The organism is Archangium sp., assembly GCF_057119385.1.
In genome coordinates this window covers 21,882-41,146 of sequence record NZ_DBNGVP010000064.1, presented here as the reverse complement: position 1 = coordinate 41,146, position 19,265 = coordinate 21,882, and the positions used below count along the sequence as shown (strand labels likewise).

At 70.8% G+C, this 19,265-nt stretch carries 12 protein-coding genes; 4 read left to right on the top strand and 8 right to left on the bottom strand.

What is annotated here, in order from left to right; translation table 11 throughout:
- Position 1: 1 nt before the first annotated feature.
- From AC16DP_RS14975 to pgeF, 4 genes are all read right to left on the bottom strand, one after another.
- Positions 2-1,126: a DNA-processing protein DprA gene (locus tag AC16DP_RS14975; RefSeq protein ID WP_329732746.1), complete on the bottom strand. Its 1,125-nt coding sequence runs from the start codon at positions 1,124-1,126 to the stop codon at positions 2-4.
- Positions 1,127-1,308: 182 nt separating this feature from the next.
- Positions 1,309-2,559, bottom strand: a complete 1,251-nt coding sequence (locus tag AC16DP_RS14970; protein ID WP_329732747.1) for a LysM peptidoglycan-binding domain-containing protein — start codon at positions 2,557-2,559, stop codon at positions 1,309-1,311.
- A 22-nt stretch (positions 2,560-2,581) separates the two neighbouring features.
- Entirely contained in the window at positions 2,582-3,478 is an 897-nt protein-coding gene (locus tag AC16DP_RS14965; RefSeq protein ID WP_329732748.1) for a tetratricopeptide repeat protein, read from the bottom strand.
- 23 nt (positions 3,479-3,501) lie between these two features.
- Entirely contained in the window at positions 3,502-4,272 is a 771-nt protein-coding gene (gene pgeF / locus AC16DP_RS14960) for a peptidoglycan editing factor PgeF (RefSeq protein ID WP_329732749.1), read from the bottom strand.
- 116 nt (positions 4,273-4,388) lie between these two features.
- On the opposite strand from pgeF, the gene AC16DP_RS14955 reads away from it, so the two are divergent.
- A complete protein-coding gene (locus AC16DP_RS14955; protein ID WP_329732750.1) occupies positions 4,389-6,302 on the top strand; it encodes a GGDEF domain-containing protein in 1,914 nt (637 codons plus the stop codon).
- A gap of 134 nt (positions 6,303-6,436) precedes the next feature.
- On the opposite strand, the gene AC16DP_RS14950 is transcribed toward AC16DP_RS14955, so the two are convergent.
- The 3 genes from AC16DP_RS14950 to AC16DP_RS14940 form a co-directional block, all read right to left on the bottom strand.
- Positions 6,437-7,894 carry a trypsin-like peptidase domain-containing protein gene (locus tag AC16DP_RS14950; protein ID WP_329732751.1) on the bottom strand — a complete coding sequence of 486 codons (1,458 nt, stop codon included), beginning with the start codon at positions 7,892-7,894 and terminating at the stop codon, positions 6,437-6,439.
- 157 nt (positions 7,895-8,051) lie between these two features.
- Positions 8,052-9,641, bottom strand: a complete 1,590-nt coding sequence (locus AC16DP_RS14945; RefSeq protein ID WP_329732752.1) for a glycoside hydrolase family 57 protein — start codon at positions 9,639-9,641, stop codon at positions 8,052-8,054.
- Between the two features lie 9 nt (positions 9,642-9,650).
- The gene (locus tag AC16DP_RS14940; RefSeq protein ID WP_329732753.1) at positions 9,651-11,147 is read right to left on the bottom strand and encodes a DUF4912 domain-containing protein; all 1,497 of its coding nucleotides are present in this window, start codon (positions 11,145-11,147) and stop codon (positions 9,651-9,653) included.
- A gap of 224 nt (positions 11,148-11,371) precedes the next feature.
- On the opposite strand from AC16DP_RS14940, the gene AC16DP_RS14935 reads away from it, so the two are divergent.
- Together AC16DP_RS14935 and AC16DP_RS14930 are read left to right on the top strand one after the other, a co-directional pair.
- Positions 11,372-13,573, top strand: coding sequence for a glycosyltransferase (locus AC16DP_RS14935; protein WP_483956731.1), 2,202 nt, complete (start codon positions 11,372-11,374; stop codon positions 13,571-13,573).
- Positions 13,574-13,697: 124 nt separating this feature from the next.
- On the top strand, positions 13,698-17,735 hold the full coding sequence (locus AC16DP_RS14930; RefSeq protein ID WP_329732755.1) for a response regulator: 4,038 nt from the start codon (positions 13,698-13,700) through the stop codon (positions 17,733-17,735).
- Positions 17,736-17,896: 161 nt separating this feature from the next.
- On the opposite strand, the gene AC16DP_RS14925 is transcribed toward AC16DP_RS14930, so the two are convergent.
- Entirely contained in the window at positions 17,897-18,112 is a 216-nt protein-coding gene (locus AC16DP_RS14925) for a hypothetical protein (RefSeq protein WP_329732756.1), read from the bottom strand.
- Positions 18,113-18,298: 186 nt separating this feature from the next.
- Between AC16DP_RS14925 and AC16DP_RS14920 the strand changes: the two genes are divergently transcribed.
- A complete protein-coding gene (locus AC16DP_RS14920) occupies positions 18,299-19,240 on the top strand; it encodes an AAA family ATPase (protein WP_329732757.1) in 942 nt (313 codons plus the stop codon).
- Positions 19,241-19,265 lie beyond the last annotated feature (25 nt).

Genomic DNA, 19,265 nt, shown 5'->3' with positions numbered 1-19,265 from the left:
CTCAAACCTTCTCGTACAACCTTCCAGGGTGCTGGATGACGAGCCCCGACAGCTCGAGCTCCACCAGCGCGCTGGTGAGCGCTCCGGGGGAGAGCCGGCTACCGGCCAGCACCTCATCAAATGACCTGGGAACCCTGTCCAACACCTGGTAGGCCCCCCTCGCTTCCGCCGAGAGCTCTTCCTGCCACGACGAGCCCTCCGTTGGCGGGACCACCCGCAGGGGATGGAACCCCACGGCCCGCCAGACTTCCTGAACGGAGAGGCATGCCCGGGCATGACCGTCCCGGATGAGCGCGTTGCAGCCAGCCGCCCCCTCGTTCATCACATCGCCGGGCAGGGCCAGCACCGGCCGCCCCTGCGCACGGCCCGCCTCCGCCGTGTAGAGGCTGCCCGAAGTGGGCCCCGCCCGAAGGACCAATACCGCGTCCGATGCCCCGGAGATGAGCCGGTTGCGCCGGGGAAACGTCGTCGTGCTCGCCCGGACACCGGGCGGCAGCTCGCTGAAGAACACCCCACCCCGGGCCAGGAAGTGCGGCAGCAGCTTCGCCTGGGCGGGATCCAACTCGTCCAGCGCCGAGCCCAGGAAGGCCCACGTCTCGCCCCCCGCGTCCATGGCGCCCCAGTGGCAGGCCCGGTCCACCCCGGCGGCGGCCCCCGAGACGATGCCCACCCCACCCTCCGCCACCTGCCGGGCGAAGGTGCGCGCGAAGGGAAGGAATCCCTGATCCGGGTGCCGGCTGCCCACCATGGCCACCCGGCGGCGCGGAGGGCCCACCTCGCCCCGGTAGAAGAGCAGCGGGGGCGCGTCCTCGGTTCCGGCCAGGCGCGCGGGGTAGGCCGCGTCCCCCTGGAAGGCCACGCCCATGCCCACGGCCGCGCAGCGCTCCAGCACGCGGTCCGCCAGCGGGCCCAGCTCGGGCACCTCCAGCAACCGGCGACGCACGGGCACGGGCAGGGGTGCGCCTCCCACCCACTCCCTCACCGGGCAGGCGGCCAGACGGGCGAGCTCACCCCGGGCATAGGCGCGCAGACGCTCCAGTGCCCTCGGGCCGAGCCCGGGGACTGCCCAGAGTGCCAGGAGCGCACGCCGCTCCGCCATGTGCCTGTCCGTCGTGATGTCCACCATACCCGACCCCCTCCTGGAGCCCACCTATATAGAAGATGGGTCCGACGGGAAGGGGGCGGGACACATAAACACCGGGCTGGCGATGGTCAAGCGGCACGTCCCCCGCGGTAGGGGTCGGCCGAGCCGATCCAAGGGGTTCCGTGCCCCGTCCAGGGGGGCACGCGGTGCCACCCCGGGGTGCCTCAGCGCTGGGCGGAGGGCTGCCCGTTGTTGATGCGCATCACCGCGCGATCCCCGGGCGCCACTTCCTGGATGGAGTACGTGAGCACGCAGTTGGAGGTGCGCTCCTTCACCTCGGTGACGAGGCACAGGGCGACGTTCTCCATGGGCAGCTCCGGCCCCTTCTTCTTCTTCTGGTTGGGCAGATCCAGCTCCAGCACGCGCTTCTTGGTGGTGTCCCCCTCCCGGAGGATGGTGAAGGTGTTGCCCACCTGCACGCCATCCGCGCTGCCCTTGTCGATCACCAGGAAGTGGTGCTCGGCGGTGAGTGTCAGGTACGGCACGAGCGCGGTGACGATGTAGCCCTGGACCTCCTTCTCGTTGCGCCGCTGGGCCACCGACTCCACCAGCCGCTCACCATAGGGGCCCACCAGGTCGCCGCGCATCACGGCGTCCCACGTGTCCATGACCTGCGCCTTGACGAAGTTGTCGCCCAGCGCCACCACCTTCAGGGTGCCGACGAACTCGGTGAGGTAGCCGATGGGCTTGCCCGTCACCGGGTGCTTCACGGACTCGGCGGTGTGGAAGATGACGTACCGGTCCCCGATCTTCGCGTCCGCCTTGCGCTTGAAGCGCACGTAGGCCACGTCCGGGAAGGACAGCATCTCCGCCCCGGTGGCGGCGCCCTCGATGCGGCCCGCCTCGTCCAGCTCGCGCGAGGTGACGAAGCCCTGCGTCATCACCGTGCGCGACGCCTTGGGCTCGAAGCCGATCTTCCCCGTCACCGAGACCAGATCCGCGCCATTGGCCGGGCCCATCTCGGTGGACTCGGCGATCTCCCCGGTCTCGGCCACCATCTCCATGGGCGCCGGGCCCACGCCCGCCTCCACGCGCGAGGGAACCTCCTCGCCCGCGGGGAAGAAGCGCACGTTGTTGCCGGGGTAGATCCAGTGCGGGTTGGCGATCTCCGGGTTGTAGGACCAGACCTTGGGCCAGTACCAGGGGCTGCCCAGGTACTTCTGGGACAGGTCCCAGAGCGTGTCGCCCTTCTCCACGGTGTGGACCTCGCCGGGAGCCGACTCGCGGCCCCCCTGGCCCGGGGGAATGGCGATCTGACCGGGCCGGGGCTGGGCGGGCTGCTCGTCGGCCACGTCGGCCCCCTCGGTCTCTTCGCCGGCCTCGGGCTCCTGCGGGTCCTCCGCGTCCTGCGCCCACACGGCGGGCGGCGCGAGAACGGCGGCGAGAAGGAGCGAGGAGAAGATCCGCGAGCGCATCGGAGGACTTCCTTTCGGACAGCTAGTGCGAGAGGGAGGCGAGCCGCTGCTCCGCCTGCGTGGCGGCGGCCGTTCCCGGGAACTGGGTGAGGATGCGGGTGTAGAGCGCCCGCGCGTCGTCTTTCTGGTTGAGCCGCAGCCGGCACTCGGCCAGCCGCAGCATGCCGTCCAGCACGGCATCACCGGCCGGATAGCTGGCGATGAGCCGCTCGAAGGACTGCGCCGCGGCGGCGTGATCCTTGAGCCCCATCTGCCCGAGCCCGCTGAAGTAGAGCGCGTTGTCCGCGCGCGGGTGGCGGGGATTCTGCTCGGCGAAGGCCCGCAGGCGCGTCACCCCGCCCTCCACGTTGCCGGTGCGCAGCGCCGCCACCGCCTGCTCGAACTCGGCGTCCAGCACGGCCGTGGCCGCCTCATCCTCCTTGGGATCGGACACCGCGGCCATGGCGGGGGCGGCGTCCTCCTCGGGCGAGGGGCTGATGAACATCTCCATGTCGTCGGGCGCGGGCTCGACGACGGCCACCCGGGTGGGCAGCGGAGGCGCGGGCTCATTGCGAGGCTTGAGCTTCACCACCGCGAGCTCCGGCGTGCTGTAGCCGGACGAGGCCGGGGCGGCGGGAGACGCGGGGGCGGAGGCCTCTTTTGCCGCGGCCGCTGCCGGAGCGGCGGCGCGAGACTGGCTCACGCTGGCGTGCAGCTCCACACGCTCCAGCCGCTTCTCCAGGCGCGCCTGGGTCTCGCGCATGGCGCGTACCTCGGCCTTCAGCTCCGCCAGCTCCGACTGGGCGGGACTGGTGGTGGCGCAGGCGGTCAGCGCACACAAGGGCGCGATGGCGAAGAGTCGGCGAATGATGCGGTGCTCCAGCACGAGGCTTCGGGGGATCCGTCCGGGAGGATAGGAAGCGGTGTCGGAGACCGTCAAGAAATCGGCCTGGAGGACACCCCTCAGAACCGGTGTACCACGAAATCGAGGTGACGGCCGGTGCGCCCCGCGTCACGCCGGTGCGAGAAGAATCGCTCCGCATCACACGCGGTGCAGTGAGGGAGCACATCGACGTGCGCCGCCTTCAGCCCCGCTCCCAGCAACGTGTCCCGCACGGCCCGTGCGAGATCCAACCGCACGTCCGCTCCCTCGCGCACCACCACCTCCGGACCGAAGCCCTCGGTGAAGCGCTGGCCCAGGTCCTCTGAGACGACGTAGCAGCAGCGCTGGATGGACGGGCCCACCGCCGCGAGCAGCCGCTCGGGCCGCGAGCCCCGGGCCACCAGCGTCTCCACCGCCCGCGCCACGATGCGCGCCTCCGTCCCCCGCCACCCCGAGTGCACCGCCGCCACCCGCCGTCCCTCCGGGTCCACCAGCAGGATCGGCACACAGTCCGCCGTCCCCACCGCCACCCAGTGCTCCGGCCGCTCCGTCCACAGCGCGTCCGCCTCGCCCTCCGTTGGCCGCAGCGCGCCCGTCCCCTCCCCCGCTCCCACCTCCACCACCCGGTCTCCATGCACCTGACTCACCCTGTGCAGGGCCTCGAGCGCCGCGCCCGCCATCACCGCCAGGCGCCGATGGTTCTCCTCCACCCGCTCTCGGAGGTCACCCACCGAGAAGCCCAGGTTGAGCGAGGCATGAGGTCCCTCGGACACGCCTCCCGCTCGGGTGGTGAATCCATGGGGCACGGGCAGCAGCGAGGATGTCACCAATGACGGAGGGTGCGCGGACATGGGCGGCTTTCTTGGAGGGCTCGTGAGGCAATCACACCATCGAATGATTTCCGACGGTGACCGTTTGACAGTGTGCGTTACCCGATCTGACAATCCGAGAAACTTACAGGGGCATTATGGCTTTGGGTCTCGACACCGTTGGCAGGAAGCTCCTCTGGAGCGTCGGCCTGCCCGGTCTGCTCGCGGCCTTGCTGGGTCTGGGCTACTTCTGGCGTGAGGCGCAGATCGCCGCCCGGGACGCCACGCACGACGAGGCGATGGTGCTCGCGGAGTTCGTGGCCACCACCTTCCGGTTGCCCACGCCCGAGGGCCTCCCCCCCCACTTCCCCGTCTCCGAGCTGATGCAGTCGGACACCCGGCTGCTGCGCTCCACGGCGGAGCTGAACATCCTGTCCCCGGATGGCCACATCCGCTGGTCCGTGAGCCCGCGGGAGGTGGGCACGCGGCACCCGGACGCCGAGCGCCTCGCGGCTCCCGGGCCCCAGTGGGCGCGCTCGGATGCCCACGAGACGGAGGTGCTCCGCTCGCTCGGGGAGAAGGCGTGCGAGGGCTGCCATGCCGGAGCCCAGGACACGCGGGTGGGCATGGTGCACCTGCGCGTGGCCGAGCCCGTGGTGCACCGCGAGCTCACCCATGCCCTCGGCGCCGCGCTGGTGGCGGTGCTGGTGCTGGGCGCCATGCTCATCGTCGCCACCGGCACCTCCCTGCACTTCTTCCTCACCCGTCCCCTGCGCCGGCTGACGGCCGCCATGCGGCGCGCCGAGGAGGGCGACTTCCTGGTGCGCGCCGAGGTGCGCGGCTCGTCGGATGAGATCTCCCGGCTCGGCGCCGCCTTCAACGCCATGCTGGCGCGCATCACCTCCATGAAGGCCGAGGAGATCGACACCCACCGCGATCTCCAGGTGACGAAGTGGAAGCTCTCCCTCAAGGAGGAGCTGGAGGAGCGCATCGCCGAGCTGGCCCTGCTCTTCGACGTGGCGCGCTCGGTCAACTCCACCATCGAGCTGTCCGAGCTGCTCTCGCGCATCACCCAGCTGGTGCCCGAGCGGCTCCACATCCCCGACTTCTCCATCATGCTCGTCAACGCGGAGGGGCTGCTGGAGGTCAAGAGCACCTTCCCGGAGCACCCGGAGCTGGAGGGCATGACGGTGCAACCCGGCGACGGGGCCAGCGGGCGCGCCGCGGAGCTGCAGCGCGTGGTGTACGTGCCGGACGTCACGGATCCCTCGAGCGCCTTCGCCCGGAACGGGCTGATGCCTGGGCACGACACGGGAGCGGTGCTGTGCATCCCCATGGTGCACATGGACTCGGTGCTCGGCGTGCTCAACTTCCGGCGCCCCGAGGTGGCCAGCTTCGCCCCCGAGGAGCTGGAGCTGCTCACCGCGGTGGCCGATCAGGCCGCCACGGCGGTGAAGAACGCCATGCTCCACGCCGAGGCGGTGAAGCTCACCATGACGGACCCCCTCACCGGGGTGCCCAACCGCCGTCACCTCTTCGCGCGCCTGGAGCTGGAGGTGGCTCGTGCCCAGCGCTTCGGCACGCCCGTGTCCATCCTCATGGTGGACATCGACCACTTCAAGAAGCTCAACGACGCCGCGGGCCACCGCGCCGGTGACGAGACGCTGCGCAAGGTCTGCGATGTGCTCCGCGCCCGCCTGCGCAAGGTGGACACCCTCGCGCGCTACGGCGGCGAGGAGTTCATGCTCGTCCTCTCCAACGTCTCCAAGAACGACGCCTTCGACGTGGCCGAGAAGCTGCGCCGCTCCATCATGGAGGCCCCCCAGCTCGCCGCCCCCACCCAGCCCGGCGGCCACATCACCGTCTCCATCGGCGTGGCCACCATGCCCACCGACTCCACCACCCAGGACTCCCTGGTGGATTGCGCCGACGCCGCCCTCTACGCCAGCAAGCGCGCCGGACGCAACAGCGTCACCTCCTACGCGCCCGGCATGGAACTGCACCCCGGCCGCGAGCGCGGACTGGCCCGCCCCAACGATCCCTCCGCCCCCACCACCATCGCCAAGGCGTGAGTTCTGGGCCCGCAGTAGAAAGGCCCGCGTCACCACGGCGGTGACACGGGCCTGAGCCTGGGATCCTCGATACCCTCACCCCGTCCCTCTCCCGAGGGGAGAGGGGTGGATGCTGGGGTGGGTTCTCGAGGGGGCTACGGGACCTGCAGGGCTCGCAGGAAACGGCCGCTGCCCGGCACCTCCACGCGCAACAGCAACGTGCTGCCCGCGGGCGCCTTGCGGATGATCTTCGCCAGCTCCTCCGCGCTCCGCACCGGCTTGCGATCCACCTCCACCACCACCATCCCCGGCGCCAGATCCGCGCGCTCCGCCGGCGAGCCCGGCAGCACGTCCGTCACCAGCGCCCCCTGCTCCGAGCGCAACCCCGTCCGCTCGACGATCCGCGGGTCCACGTTGCTCAACGACACGCCCACCCGCGCCTTCGACGACTGCTCCGTCTCGTCGCCGCCACGCCGCGGACGCGCGCTCACGCCCTCCCGGTCCGGGCGCGTCCCGAGCTGCACCTTCAGCGCCTGCTTCTTCCCGTCCCGGAAGACGTCCAGCGTGGAGGTCGTGCCCGGCTTCTTCAGCGCCACCGTGCGCGTCAGCTGGCCTCCCGAGCCCACCTTCTGCCCGTCGATGGCCACGATGACGTCGTCCGCCCTCATGCCCGCCTTGCCCGCCGGAGAGCCCTCGTTCACCTGCGACACGATGGCGCCCTCGTTGACCGGCAACTGCATCGCCTTGGCCAGGTCCTGCGTCAGATCCTGGATGCCGATGCCCAGCCACGCACGCGTCACCGCGCCGTCCTTCTCCAACTGCGGCATGAGCGCCTTCACCAGGTTGCTCGGCACCGCGAAGCCGATGCCCGTGCCTCCACCCACGATGGCCGTGTTGATGCCCACCACCTCGCCCTTCAGGTTGAAGAGCGGGCCACCCGAGTTGCCCGGGTTGATGGCCGCGTCCGTCTGCAGGAAGTCGTCGTACGGGCCCGAGTGGATGTCGCGCGCTCGCGCCGACAGGATGCCGCTGCTCACGCTCGAGGCCAGGCCGAACGGGTTGCCGATGGCCACCACCCAGTCACCCACGCGCAGCGCGTCCGAGTCTCCCAGCTTCACCGTGAGCAGGTTCTCCACCTTGCCCTTGAGCCGGATGAGCGCCACGTCCGTGAGCGGATCCGTCCCGACGACCTCCGCGTCGAAGCTGCGCCCATCGTCCAGGCGCACGCGGATGGCCACCGCGCCCTCGACGACGTGGTTGTTGGTCAACACCAGGCCCTTGGGATCGATGATGAAGCCCGAGCCCGAGCCCTGCCGGATCTGCTCGCGCCGCTGGCCCCGGCCTCCCTCTCCGCCTCCGAAGAAGCGGTCCATGAAGGGATTCTCCCCCTGGCCGAAGCCGGAGGCCTTGGACTGCACGTCCACGTTGACGACCGCCCCCTTCACGGACTCGACCAGCGGGGCGAGCGAGGGCAGGGCCTGCGCTTCCCGGGTGGCCGGCTGGGCTGGAGGAGGAACGGAAGGAGCCGCCGTCTGAGCCTGCGTCAGCACCGGCAGCGCTACGATGAGGGCGCCCGTGAGAGCACGCCGCGATGCATTCAGTCGCTTGATCATGGTCTCTCCCGAAATAAGACGGAAAGACGTCAAGGCAAGGAGGATGGGCCCTGCCCGCGCGACTGGGAAACACTGAAGCCCCCCTTCTCTTCCCGAGAATGAGAGCCAGCCATGTAGGCGCTACACCCTCAACCGCCCGGCGAGCGCCCCGGCCTCCTCACCCCGGGCGGTACACCCGGTAGTCGATCTCCGGGAAGAGGTTGTTCTTGCCCTCGATGTGGGCCAGCCAACCCTCGTCGATGTTCCCGTAGCGGATCTGCTCGTGCAGGCGCTGGAAGCGGAGGATGTGCTCCTTCGTGCGGCGCACGGCGTAGTCCACCATGGTCCCGGTCTTCATGATGAAGGCCCAGTCCGAGGCCTGTGCCAACAGGAGCTCGCGCGCGGCCTGATTGAGCGCCCGGCGCACGAGCGTCGGGGCGTCGGGGTATTCCTTCGCCAGGGCCACCATCTGCCGCGAGCAATGGTGGAGGTGCCGGTAGATCCAATCGTTGGAGCCATCCAGCCACATGTTGGCGTAGCCGCCCGCGCCCCAGGAAGACAGGGGCGGCGTGGCCACCTGGTTCTCCGGGTGCTCGGCCAGATCGTCCGAGGGCGCCACCAGCTGGAACGTCTTCTGCTCCTGGGCCACCTTGCGGATGAGCGCCTCGAGGAACCACGGGCCCTCGAACCACCAGTGGCCGTAGAGCTCGGCGTCGTAGGGGGCCACCACCACCGGCTTGCGGCCTCCCATCTTCCCGGCGAGCCACTCGAACTGCTTCTCGCGGTTGAAGAGGAAGTTGCCCGCGTGGGTGGCGGCCCGCTCGCGCGCGGCGTCCGGATCATAGGGCTGCTTGTCCTGCGTCTTGCCGGTGATCCGGTAGTACTTGAAGCCCGTGTTCTTGCGATCCCCCGTGGGCTGGATGAAGGGCCGGATGTAGTCCAGGTCCAGGTCCCAGCCGATGTCCCGGTAGAACTCGCGGTAGACGGGGTCGCCCGGGTAGCCGTGCTGCGAGCTCCACACCTGCTGGCTGCTCTCGGGATCCCGCGCGTACGCGGCCACGCCCGCTTCCGTGTAGATGGGCGCGAAGGGGCCATGCAGCGGCCGCGGCGTGGCGTCCGTCAGGCCGTGCGTGTCCACGAAGAAGTACCGGATGCGCTCGGCCGCCAGATACTTCTCCACCCCGGGGAAGTAACCGCACTCGGCCAGCCAGATGCCCGGCGCGTCCCGGCCGAAGGTCTGCCGGTAGTGGTTGGCCGCCACGGTGATCTGCGCGCGCACCGCCTCGGGCGTCTGCTGCATCAGCGGCAGGAAACCGTGCGTGGCGTTGCAGGTGATGATCTCCACGTGCCCCGCGTCCTGCAGCCGGCGGAAGGCGCTCACCAGGTCGCGCTTGTAGCGCTTGCGGAAGGCGCCGCGCAGCGTCTCGAAGTGGTCCCGGTAGAAGTGGGCCAGCCGGTTGAAGACGGGATCGTTCTGGGTGCGGTGCACCTCGCGCGCGCCCAGCTCACAGAGCTGATCCAGCTTGCGCGCGTAACGGCCCATGAGCAGCTCGTCGCGCAGCATGGTGACGAGCGTGGGCGTGAGCGTCATCGTCACCCGGAAGGGCACGCCCTCGTCCGCCAGCCGATCGAAGACGAGCAGCAGCGGGAGGTACGTCTCCGAGATGGCCTCGTAGAGCCAGTCCTCCTCGAGGAAGTCCTCGTATTCGGGGTGGCGGACGAACGGCAGGTGGGCGTGCAGGACGAGAGCGAGCGAGCCGATGCTCATGTCATCTCCCTAGCGGCCCAGACCCGAGGAGGAAGGGCGCATCCACGCCCAGACCCATTGCTCGGAGGACCCACCCGGCCCCTGTGAACGCATCCACTCGTCGGAGGAGCCGCCCGGGCCCTGCGACCGCATCCACCACGACTCGGCGGGCCCGGCCTGGGTCCGCGAGGCCACGGACTGCTCGGAGGAGCCGCCCGGACCCTGCGACCGCATCCACTGCTGCTGCTCCGAGGAGCCCGCGGGACCCCAGGAGCCCATCCACGGCTGCTCCGAGGAGCCCTCGGCACGGTGGGCGTGCAGGTAGTCCTGGCCGGGAGCCCCCTCGTCCGGAGCACCGGGGCTGGTGCGCTCGCGCCGCACCTCGGGGATGTCCTCGAAACCACCGCTGCCCGGCAGGGCCACGCGGCGCCAGATGATGTACTCGCGCTCCTCGAAGGGCGGCGTCCGGGTGGGCGCGGTGGCGGCCACCGACTCCATGTTGGCGCCCCGGACGGCGACCGGCGGCATGCGCAGGTAGCGCACCGAGGTGTCCTCGGACGGGCCTCCCGGCGGCAGGAACACCCGGTTCGAGGAGTGGCCGATGCGGCGCGAGCGGCCGTTGCCGCCCACGAAATGGGCCTCCACGCGGTACGGATGACCGGGCGGCAACCCGTGGATGTAGTAGCTGCGCGACTCGAGCGCGACGTCGATCACCCGCACCAGCACGTCGGAGTCGTCATAGACGCGCAGCACGGCGCGCGGCGACTGCAGCCCGTCCAGGGCTCGCCGCCGGGCCTCGGCGCTGAAGTCCCAGAGCACGAAGAGCGTCTGCGGATCTCTCGCCAGCAGCAGCGCCGTGTCGTCCTCGTAGTCCATCGGCAGGTCGCCGAGCTGCTCGTCGTAGTCCGGCGAGCCGAGCGCCTCGCGGGGCCGACGCTTCTGCGACTCGGTGAGGTGGTGGCGCCAGGCCTCCTGTTCCCCCGCCATGCGGGCCACGAAGAAGCCCTCCACCAGCGGCTCCGCGGCATGCTGCGCCACGGGAACGGCCTCGGGAGGCGCGGACGGCTCCGGAGGCGCCTCCAGGGTGACCTCCTCGTCGACCTCGGCCGTGAGCCGGCCCGGCGGCCTGGGCTTGGGCGGGAAGTTCACCACCTCCGCGGGGCGCGGCGGGTGGTGCACCGGGGTCTTCTCGTCATCGTCTCCGGGCAGGGGGTGCTCCGGAGCGGTGGGCTGCTTGGGATGCTCGTCCTCGGGCTTCTCGGTGCGCGAGGCCGCCGAGACGGCCACCGGGGCCTTGCGGGACCCGGCCGTCTTCGAGCCCGCCGTCCCGTCCACCGGGCGCGTCTTCTGGTTGACGGTCCCCGTCCCCTGCTCCTCGAGACCCGCCAGCTTCGCCAGCCGGGGCACCCGCTGCACGAGCGCGGCCAACAAGTCCTTCTTGGTCTTGAGCTTGCTATGCCCGCGTCCGAGATGCTTGCGCGCGAGCTCCCGCAGATACTCCACCGTGACGCTCTTGAGGTCGGCCATAGGCACCTCTCGGCTTAGGTCGCCAGGGGCCGGGGGTCAACGAGCGATTTCACTTCTGTTCGTGGTCATACCTCGGGAATCGCCGGGGGCGGTGACAAGCCGGGAGCCGACTTTGTATTCTCCCGTCCGCCTTGAGCGACCTGCCCAGACTCCTGCTGTGCAGCTTCGATGTCCTCCCCGGCCCTTCTGGCTCGTCGCGGCGGCTGACGGAGTATTTGAAGGCATTGCCCGATCGCTTCTCCGTGGTGGTGCTCTCGGTCAAGACGCCGGACCACTCGCACATCGAGAAGTACCAGGGCGCCCGCCTGCTGCGCGTGCCCGTGGGCGCGGGAGATCTCGCCTCGCGCATCCAGTCCTTCGAGCGCGCCGTGCGCCGCCAGCTGGAGAGCGAGGAGTACGCGCTCGTCCACTTCACCGACCCCTTCGGCGGCTACGCCCTGTGCGAGCTCAAGGGCGACTACGGCTACCGGCTCGTCTACGAGGCCCAGGGCTTCCCCTCGCAGGAGCTGCGCTACACGCACCCGCAGCTGGAGGGTGACCGGAAGTTCCTCTCCAAGGTCCGCCGCCAGGAGCTCTTCTGCCTGATGAACGCGGACCGGGTCATCACCGGCTCGCCCACCACGCGCTCCTTCATCCACTCGCTGGGCGTGGGCCAGGAGTCCGTGCAGGTGGTGCGCGCCCCGGTGGACCTGGGGCCCTACGTGCCCGAGGCGCTCGGCTCGCCGGACGGCGCCCCCATGCGGCTGATGTACCTGGGCAGCCAGGTCGCCTGGCAGGGACTGGCCGGACTGCTGCGGGGGCTCGCACTCGCCGTGAGGGAAGTGGATGTGCGGCTCACACTCGTGGGCGCACGCCACCCGGACTGGCAGCCCCACCTGGAGGACCTCGTCTCCGAGCTCGGCCTCAAGCAGCACGTCGAGTTCCAGCCGCCCGTGGCCCATGACGACGTGGCCAAGGTGCTCGCGCTCGCGGACGTGGGCGTGCTGCCGCTGGACGACGTGGACCGCAACCGCGTGCAGGGCGGCGCCCTCGCCAAGGTCTCCGAGTACCTCGCCGCGGGCCGTCCGGTGCTCGCCACGGATCTCCCCGTCAGCCGGGAGCTCATCCCCTCCTCGGCCGGTGTCTTCTATCCGCCCGGTGACGCCCAGGCGCTCGCGGACCACCTCATCGCGCTGGCGCGCGACGTGCCCCGGCGCGTCTCGCTCGGCAAGCAGGCCCGGGCGTACGCCGAGCAGTGGCTCGACGCGGGCCTCATCCGCGGTCAGCTGCTGGACATCTACGACGGCCTGCTCGGCAAGTCCCCGGTGCCGATGGCGCCCGCCGACGAGTCGAAGATCAGCCCGACGATGACGGGCACGCCCACCAACCGCGTCCTCGCGCTCGCGGGGACGGTGAGCGCGAGCCGGCCGGAAGCCGCGTCTCCGCCCCCCGGCGAGGGGGCCTCCGAGAGCGAGCCCATCCCGGACACGGACCCGGGCGAGGGCGGCCTCGCGCGCGAGGAGCTGCCGCTCGTCACCGGCCACATCCTCTACGAAGAGGGCCTCGACACGCGCCTCATCAAGACGGAGCCAGAGGCCGCTCGGCCCGATGGTCCTCCCGTCATCATGGGGCTGCCCCTGCGCGAGCCCTCCTTCAAGGACCGGGACAACGCGCTGACCGAGCAGGACGTTCGGCCCGGCGGACCTCCCGTCATCATGGGGCTGCCCTTGCGCGAACCCCCCGCTCCGCCCGCGTCTCCCCCGCCCATTCCGCCCCGCCCGAGCCTCGTCACCCGGACGGTCTCCACCGACAACCGCCCGGCCCAGGCTCCGGCCCCAGCCCCGGCACCCGCTGCGGCTCCCGAGCCCGCCCAGGCCCGGCCTCCCGCGCTGCCGCCCCGCCGCGAGGAGCGTCCCGCGCCCCGCCCCGCGGAGCCTCCCGTCCTGCGCCAGGCGCCCGGCCTGCCGGAGAAGTCACGCCCCTCCATCTCCATCCCTCCGCTGCCGCCCAGGGCCCAGCCCCCCAGTGGCTCTCGTCCCGCCGCTCCCCCGGTGCTCGCCCCGCAGCAGCTCCCGCCCCCCCCCGCCGTCCAGGCGCGCATCCCCGCCAGGACCGAGGAGCCCGAGGAGGTACCCGAAGCCGAGGCCGAGGAGATTCAAGAGGTAGACAGCGCTCCGACACCTACCGACGCCCAGCCGTTGGAGGAGCCGGAGGAGATCAGCAGCGCGGAGATCCACGAGGCGGAGACGCCGGAGACGCCGCCCCGGGAGCCGCCCGAGTCGCGGTTGAACCCGTGGTTCGCCCAGCTGGCGCACGGCTACTGCCCGCCCGAGGGGACGCAGTTCGCCCGGCACACCCCGCCCACGACCATGCCCGGCCGGGACGAGGACCCCGCCCCACCTCCCGCGCCGAAGGCGCAGGGAGTGTCACGTGGCAAACCCTCATAATCCGAGAGCCGTGTCCTCCAGGGGAGGCAACCGACCGAGCCCGACACGGAAACTTTCCAAGCCCTTTCGCGCGTGGCTAGGATGTGCCGGTTTTCATTGCACTTTTCGTGGGTAAAAGGGCTGCATGGAGCGCCGCGTCCTCATCGTCGAAAGCCAGAACGACTTCGCCCTCAGCATGGCCACCGTGCTCAAGAGCGCGGGCTATCAAACGGCCATGGCGGCAACCGCCGCCGACGCACAGCGTGAGATGGAGAAGCGCCGGCCGGACCTCGTCGTGGTCCGGGCCGAGCTGCCGGATCAGTCCGGCTTCACCCTGTGCGGGCAGATCAAGAAGGGCAAGTGGGGGCAGAACCTCCGCGTGCTGCTGCTGTCCTCGGACACCGGCGTGGAGGGGCTGAACCAGCACCGCCAGACGCCGGGGGCCGCGGACGGCTACCTCATCATCCCCTTCGAGATGGGAGAGCTCGCCTCCATGAGCGTGGGCATCGTGCCTCCCGAGGAGGAGCAGGCCCCCGCGGGCCACTCGGGTGACGGTCCTCCGCCCATGCCGCCGCCGCTCAAGGGCGCACCCTCCCCCGCGGGAGGTCCGCCCCGGCTGCCCAAGCGTGAGCGCCGCAGCGCCATCACCGAGGAGGATCGCGGCTTCCTCGAGCGCTCCTTCCAGTCCATCGCGGACCGCAAGGCCGAGCTGCTCGCCGAGTCCCGCCAGCTCAAGCGTCCGCCCCCGCGGCGCGACCTGATGGGCACGCCCGAGGGCAAGGTCCAGCTGCTGCGCGACGAGCTCAAGGTGCGCGAGGCGCAGATCGCCCGCATCTCGGAGATCTGGAACGTCCGCGAGCGCGAGCTGCTCTCCGTGGAGGACCGCCTCCACGAGAAGGACGTGGAGTTGCAGGGCCTGAAGATGCAGGTGGATGACCTGCTGCGGCGCTTCAACGAGGCGCAGCAGGGCATGCTCCAGAAGGAGCGCGAGCACGGCGCCACCGTCGACGACCTGCTCCTGCAGAAGTTCTCCGCCGAGAAGGATCTCATCGAGGTGGTGGCCTCCAAGGAGAAGGACATCAACGTCCTTCGCCGCGAGGTGTCCAGCCGCGATGACGAGCTGTCGCGCCGCGCCGGCGAGCTGGAGACCGCCCGCGAGGAGTACGACAAGCTCGAGAAGCACCTGGGCATCGTCACCCTCGAGTTCGAGGTCAAGGAGCAGAAGCTCACCGAGACGGTGCAGGCCCACGAGGCCGAGCTGGCCCGCCGCCAGCAGCGCATCGACTCCGTGGAGGGCGAGCTGGCCCGCACCGTCAGCGAGCGCGACCAGCGCCAGGCCGAGCTGAGCGGGGAGATCCAGGCGCTGCAGGAGCGGCTGGCCCAGACGGAGCAGGAGCGCGACACCACCGTGCGCACCCTGGAGTCGCGTGCCCTCGCGGCCGAGGACCACGGCGCCCGGGCGGACGCGGAGATCCAGCGGCTCGCCGAGGAGCGCAACGCGCTCGAGGCGCGGCTCAACGAGCAGATCGCCGCCCTGGAGTCGGACCTGTCGCGCATGACGGGCGAGCGCGACCAGCTCCAGCAGGACAAGGACGCGCTGGAGAGCGATCTCACGCAGCGGCTGGAGGAGCGCGACGCGAAGGTCGCCACGCTCGAGCGCGAGCTGCAGGAGACCATCGCCCGCAACGAGCACCACGAGGCGGAGCTCAACGCCAACATCCAGCAGCAGATGGAGCGCATCGGCGAGCTGGAGGGCGAGGTCGAGGCCGTCAAGGCCCACCTGGCCGACCGCGAGGCCGAGCTCACCGCCGAGCTGGAGGCCCTCACCCAGGCCCGCAACGAGCTGGAGGCGTCCAAGAACGCCCTGGAGGCCGAGCTCAACGGGCAGATCCAGGCGCTCCAGGAGACCGTCGCCGACCGCGACACGCAGCTCTCCACCACGCAGGGCGAGCTGGACGCCACCTCGCAGACGCTCGCGCAGACGCAGGCCACGCTCTCCCAGACCGAGGAGACGCTGGCCACCACGCGCGGCGAGCTGGAGGCCACCGCCCAGTCGCTCGCCGAGACGCAGAACACGCTCGCCGAGACGCAGGCCACCCTCTCCGACACGCAGGGCCGTCTCTCCGCCACCGAGGAGACCCTCGCCAGCACCCGCGGCGAGCTGGACGCCACCGCCCAGACGCTCGCCGAGACGCAGGCCACCCTGTCCGATACGCAGGGCCGTCTCTCCGCGACGGAAGAGACCCTGTCCACCACGCAGGGCGAGCTGGAGGCCACCTCCCAGACGCTCACCGAGACGCAGGCCACCCTGGCCGACACGCAGGGCCGCCTCTCCGCCACCGAGGAGGCCCTGTCCTCCACCCGCGGTGAGCTGGACGCCACCGCGCAGTCGCTCGCCGACACGCAGGCCACGCTGGCTGACACCCAGGGCCGCCTCTCCGCCACCGAGGAGACGCTGGCCACCACGCGCGGCGAGCTGGAGGCCACCGCCCAGTCGCTCGCCGACACCCAGGCCACGCTGACCGACACGCAGGGCCAGCTGGAGCAGACCCGCGACGAGCTCGCCCGCACCGTGCAGGAGCGCACGGACCGCGAGACGGAGCTGCAGGCCGCCAACTCGGAGATCACCCGCGTCAGCGGCGTCCTCCAGGAGACCGAGGCCCTCAAGCAGGCCATGGAGGAGGAGCTGTCCGAGCAGCTCGGCCAGGTGCGCAACGAGCTGGCCGAGACGCAGGGCGCCCTCGCCGCCACCCGCGAGGCGCTCGCGGGCGAGCAGGCCGCCCACGCCCAGAGCCAGCAGCAGGCCGCCGCCACCCAGGCGGAGCTGGAGGCCACGCTCGCCCAGACGCGAGACCAGAACCAGGAGCTGGAGGAGCAACTCTTCCTCACCAAGCAGGAGCTGGGCAGCCGCGTCGCCGAGGTCACCCAGCTCGGCTCGCAGCTCGCCGAGTCCGAGGACGAGCGCCACCGCGTCGAGGAGCGCCTCAACGCGCTCACCGCCGAGTCCCAGCGCCGCATCGACTTCCTGGAGAAGGACGTCGCCGCCAAGGGCCAGGAGCTGTCGGACACGCTCCAGAAGCTCACCGGCGTGACGCAGGAGAAGGAGCGTCAGCGCGAGGCCCTCAGCCGCGAGGTGGCCGCCAAGACCGAGCAGCTCAAGCAGCTCGACGCCCGCCGCCAGCAGGACGCGGAGCAGGCGAAGCGCAACACCGACGAGCTCACCCGGCAGGCCACCGCCCTCAACACCGAGCTGGAGAACACGCGCAAGCAGCTCGCCGCGCGTGAGGAGCAGCTCAAGGTCGCGGGCAACAACCAGACGAAGCTGCTGTCGGATCGCGACGGGCTGGCCCACCAGCTCGCCGAGGCCCAGGCGCAGCTCCAGGCGCTCCAGCAGGCCCAGGCCCAGGAGCGCACCGAGGCCAAGCGCGCCTCGGACGAGCTGGCCGCGAAGCTGTCCCGCGCCGAGGCCCGCGCCACCCAGCTCACCCAGGAGGTGCAGACCCGCGCCGCCGAGGCCGATGCCAAGGTCAAGGAGGCCCAGACGCAGCTCACCGCCCGGGCGAAGAAGATCCAGGAGCTGGAGCTCGCCGTGGAGAACGCGGCCGGCGCCAAGGCCCGCGTGGAGAAGGACCTCAACGCGAAGGTGGCCGCCGCCGACGCCAAGGTCGCCGACGCCGCCACGAAGCTCGCCGCCGCCGCCAAGGAGCGCAAGGAGCTGGAGGCCCGTCAGGCCAAGGAGCTCGAGGAGCTGGCCAACCGGCAGAAGGCCGAGTTGGAGCGCCGCGACGCCCTGAAGGCCCAGGAGATCGCCCGCCTGCAGCAGTCGGTGCAGGAGAAGAGCAAGGCCCTCAAGGTCGCCGAGCTGGAGCTGGCCCGCTTCAAGACGAAGTCGCCGGGCACTCCGGCCGCGAAGTCCACCGCCGCGGCCAGGCCCGTGGCGGACGAGGACGACAGCGTGCTCACCACGCAGATGAACACCATCGTCCCCGCCGCTCCGGTCAAGGCCGCTCGTCCCGCCGCCAAGAACACCGTGGCCAGGAAGCCCGCCGCCGCGGCGCCTCCCCCCGTCGAGGAGGACGAGCAGGGACCTACTGACCGCACCGTGGTCATGCAGATCCCCACGGGCCCGGGCGCCTCGGACGAGGCCGACTGGACCTCGCTCGTGGACGAGCTGGACAAGTAGTGTGGTTCACCGGCCGCGCGTGGCTCCCCTGCCGCGCGCGGCCGAAGTTCGATCGCAGGAGGACCCTTCCGGGGCCGAGCTCGAGCAACTGGTCCGATTGTCGGACCAGTTGGGGACGAACGCGGCCGGGAGGTGTCTCGGAAGTGCCTACGCCGGGTGACTCAGAGCGCGGCGCGCGCCTGGCGCACGAGCTCCTTGAGCTCGACGGTGGCGACCACCTCGCGGAAGGACACGCGGGTGCCCTGGGGGGCCTGCAGACGGGCCTGCTGCCAGCGAGCCCGCATGGTCCGGGTGGCGACGTAGGCCAGCAGCAGCACGAAGGCTCCCGGAATCAGGGCCACCGCCACCACGAGCACCATGCGCAACAACCAGGACATGACCGCCGCCTCCCCGCTACGAATGCGCGGCTCTATTGCACGTCGCGTGCCCATTGTGGGGAATTCATTTCCCAAGTCGTTCCGGCCACTTGCACAGCGAGCAACCGGCACGGGGGCGTGGAGAAGGCCGGAGGTCTGGCATTTTTGCCGCAGTGGCCTGAAAACCCTTCGGTTAAGTTGAGGGGCGTGAACACCCCCTCCCCTTCGACCCAAGCACACCTCCTGAGCAGCGTGGAGGACGCGGAGACGCGCCTCGAGCAGGTGGGATATCTGGCCTCTGCGGAGATCGCGACCGCGAGCTTCCTGGCGGATCGGCTGCAGAAGCCCATCCTGGTGGAGGGTCCGGCGGGAGTGGGCAAGACGGAGCTGGCCCGGGCGCTGGGACAGGCGCTGGGGCGCGAGTTCATCCGCCTGCAGTGCTACGAGGGCCTGGACGAGGCGAAGGCGCTCTACGAGTGGGAGTACGCCAAGCAGCTGCTCTACACCCAGCTCCTGAAGGACAAGATCGGGGAGATGGTGCAGGGCACGGGGACGCTGAGCGAGGCGGCGGACCGGCTGGCGTCGAGCGACGCGGTGTTCTTCTCCGAGCGCTTCCTGCTGCCGAGACCGGTGCTGAAGGCCCTGCTGTCGGACACGCCGGCGCTGCTGCTGGTGGATGAGATCGACAAGGCGGATCCGGAGTTCGAGGCCTTCCTGCTGGAGGTGCTGTCGGACAACGCGGTGACGATTCCGGAGCTGGGGACGTTCAAGGCGAAGCACGTGCCGCGGGTGGTGCTGACGTCGAACAACGCGCGGGAGCTGTCGGACGCGCTGAAGAGACGGTGCCTGCACCTTCACATCGACTTCCCGGATCGGGAGCGGGAGCTGAGGATCATCCGCAAGCGGCTGCCAGAGGTGTCGAGGACACTGGCGGAGCAGGTGGTGGAGGCGGTGGCGGCGATCCGGAAGCTGGACCTGAAGAAGGCGCCGTCGATCAGCGAGACGCTGGACTGGGTGCAGAGCCTGGCGCTGCTGAACGCGGAGTCGCTGACGGCGGACATGGTGGCGGCGACGTTGAACCTGGTGCTGAAGCACGAGGGAGACATCCAGAAGGCGAAGAGCAACCTGGCGCAGATCGCCCAGGCCTGAGCCAGACCCCCACGCACACCAAACA

Coding starts and splice junctions, on each gene's coding strand:
- AC16DP_RS14955 (WP_329732750.1), top strand. CDS start 4,389: ATGGCTTTGGGTCTCGACACCGTTGGCAGGAAGCTCCTCTGGAGCGTC.
- AC16DP_RS14940 (WP_329732753.1), bottom strand. CDS start 11,147: ATGGCCGACCTCAAGAGCGTCACGGTGGAGTATCTGCGGGAGCTCGCG.
- AC16DP_RS14975 (WP_329732746.1), bottom strand. CDS start 1,126: ATGGTGGACATCACGACGGACAGGCACATGGCGGAGCGGCGTGCGCTC.
- AC16DP_RS14930 (WP_329732755.1), top strand. CDS start 13,698: ATGGAGCGCCGCGTCCTCATCGTCGAAAGCCAGAACGACTTCGCCCTC.
- AC16DP_RS14925 (WP_329732756.1), bottom strand. CDS start 18,112: ATGTCCTGGTTGTTGCGCATGGTGCTCGTGGTGGCGGTGGCCCTGATT.
- AC16DP_RS14970 (WP_329732747.1), bottom strand. CDS start 2,559: ATGCGCTCGCGGATCTTCTCCTCGCTCCTTCTCGCCGCCGTTCTCGCG.
- pgeF (WP_329732749.1), bottom strand. CDS start 4,272: ATGTCCGCGCACCCTCCGTCATTGGTGACATCCTCGCTGCTGCCCGTG.
- AC16DP_RS14950 (WP_329732751.1), bottom strand. CDS start 7,894: ATGATCAAGCGACTGAATGCATCGCGGCGTGCTCTCACGGGCGCCCTC.
- AC16DP_RS14945 (WP_329732752.1), bottom strand. CDS start 9,641: ATGAGCATCGGCTCGCTCGCTCTCGTCCTGCACGCCCACCTGCCGTTC.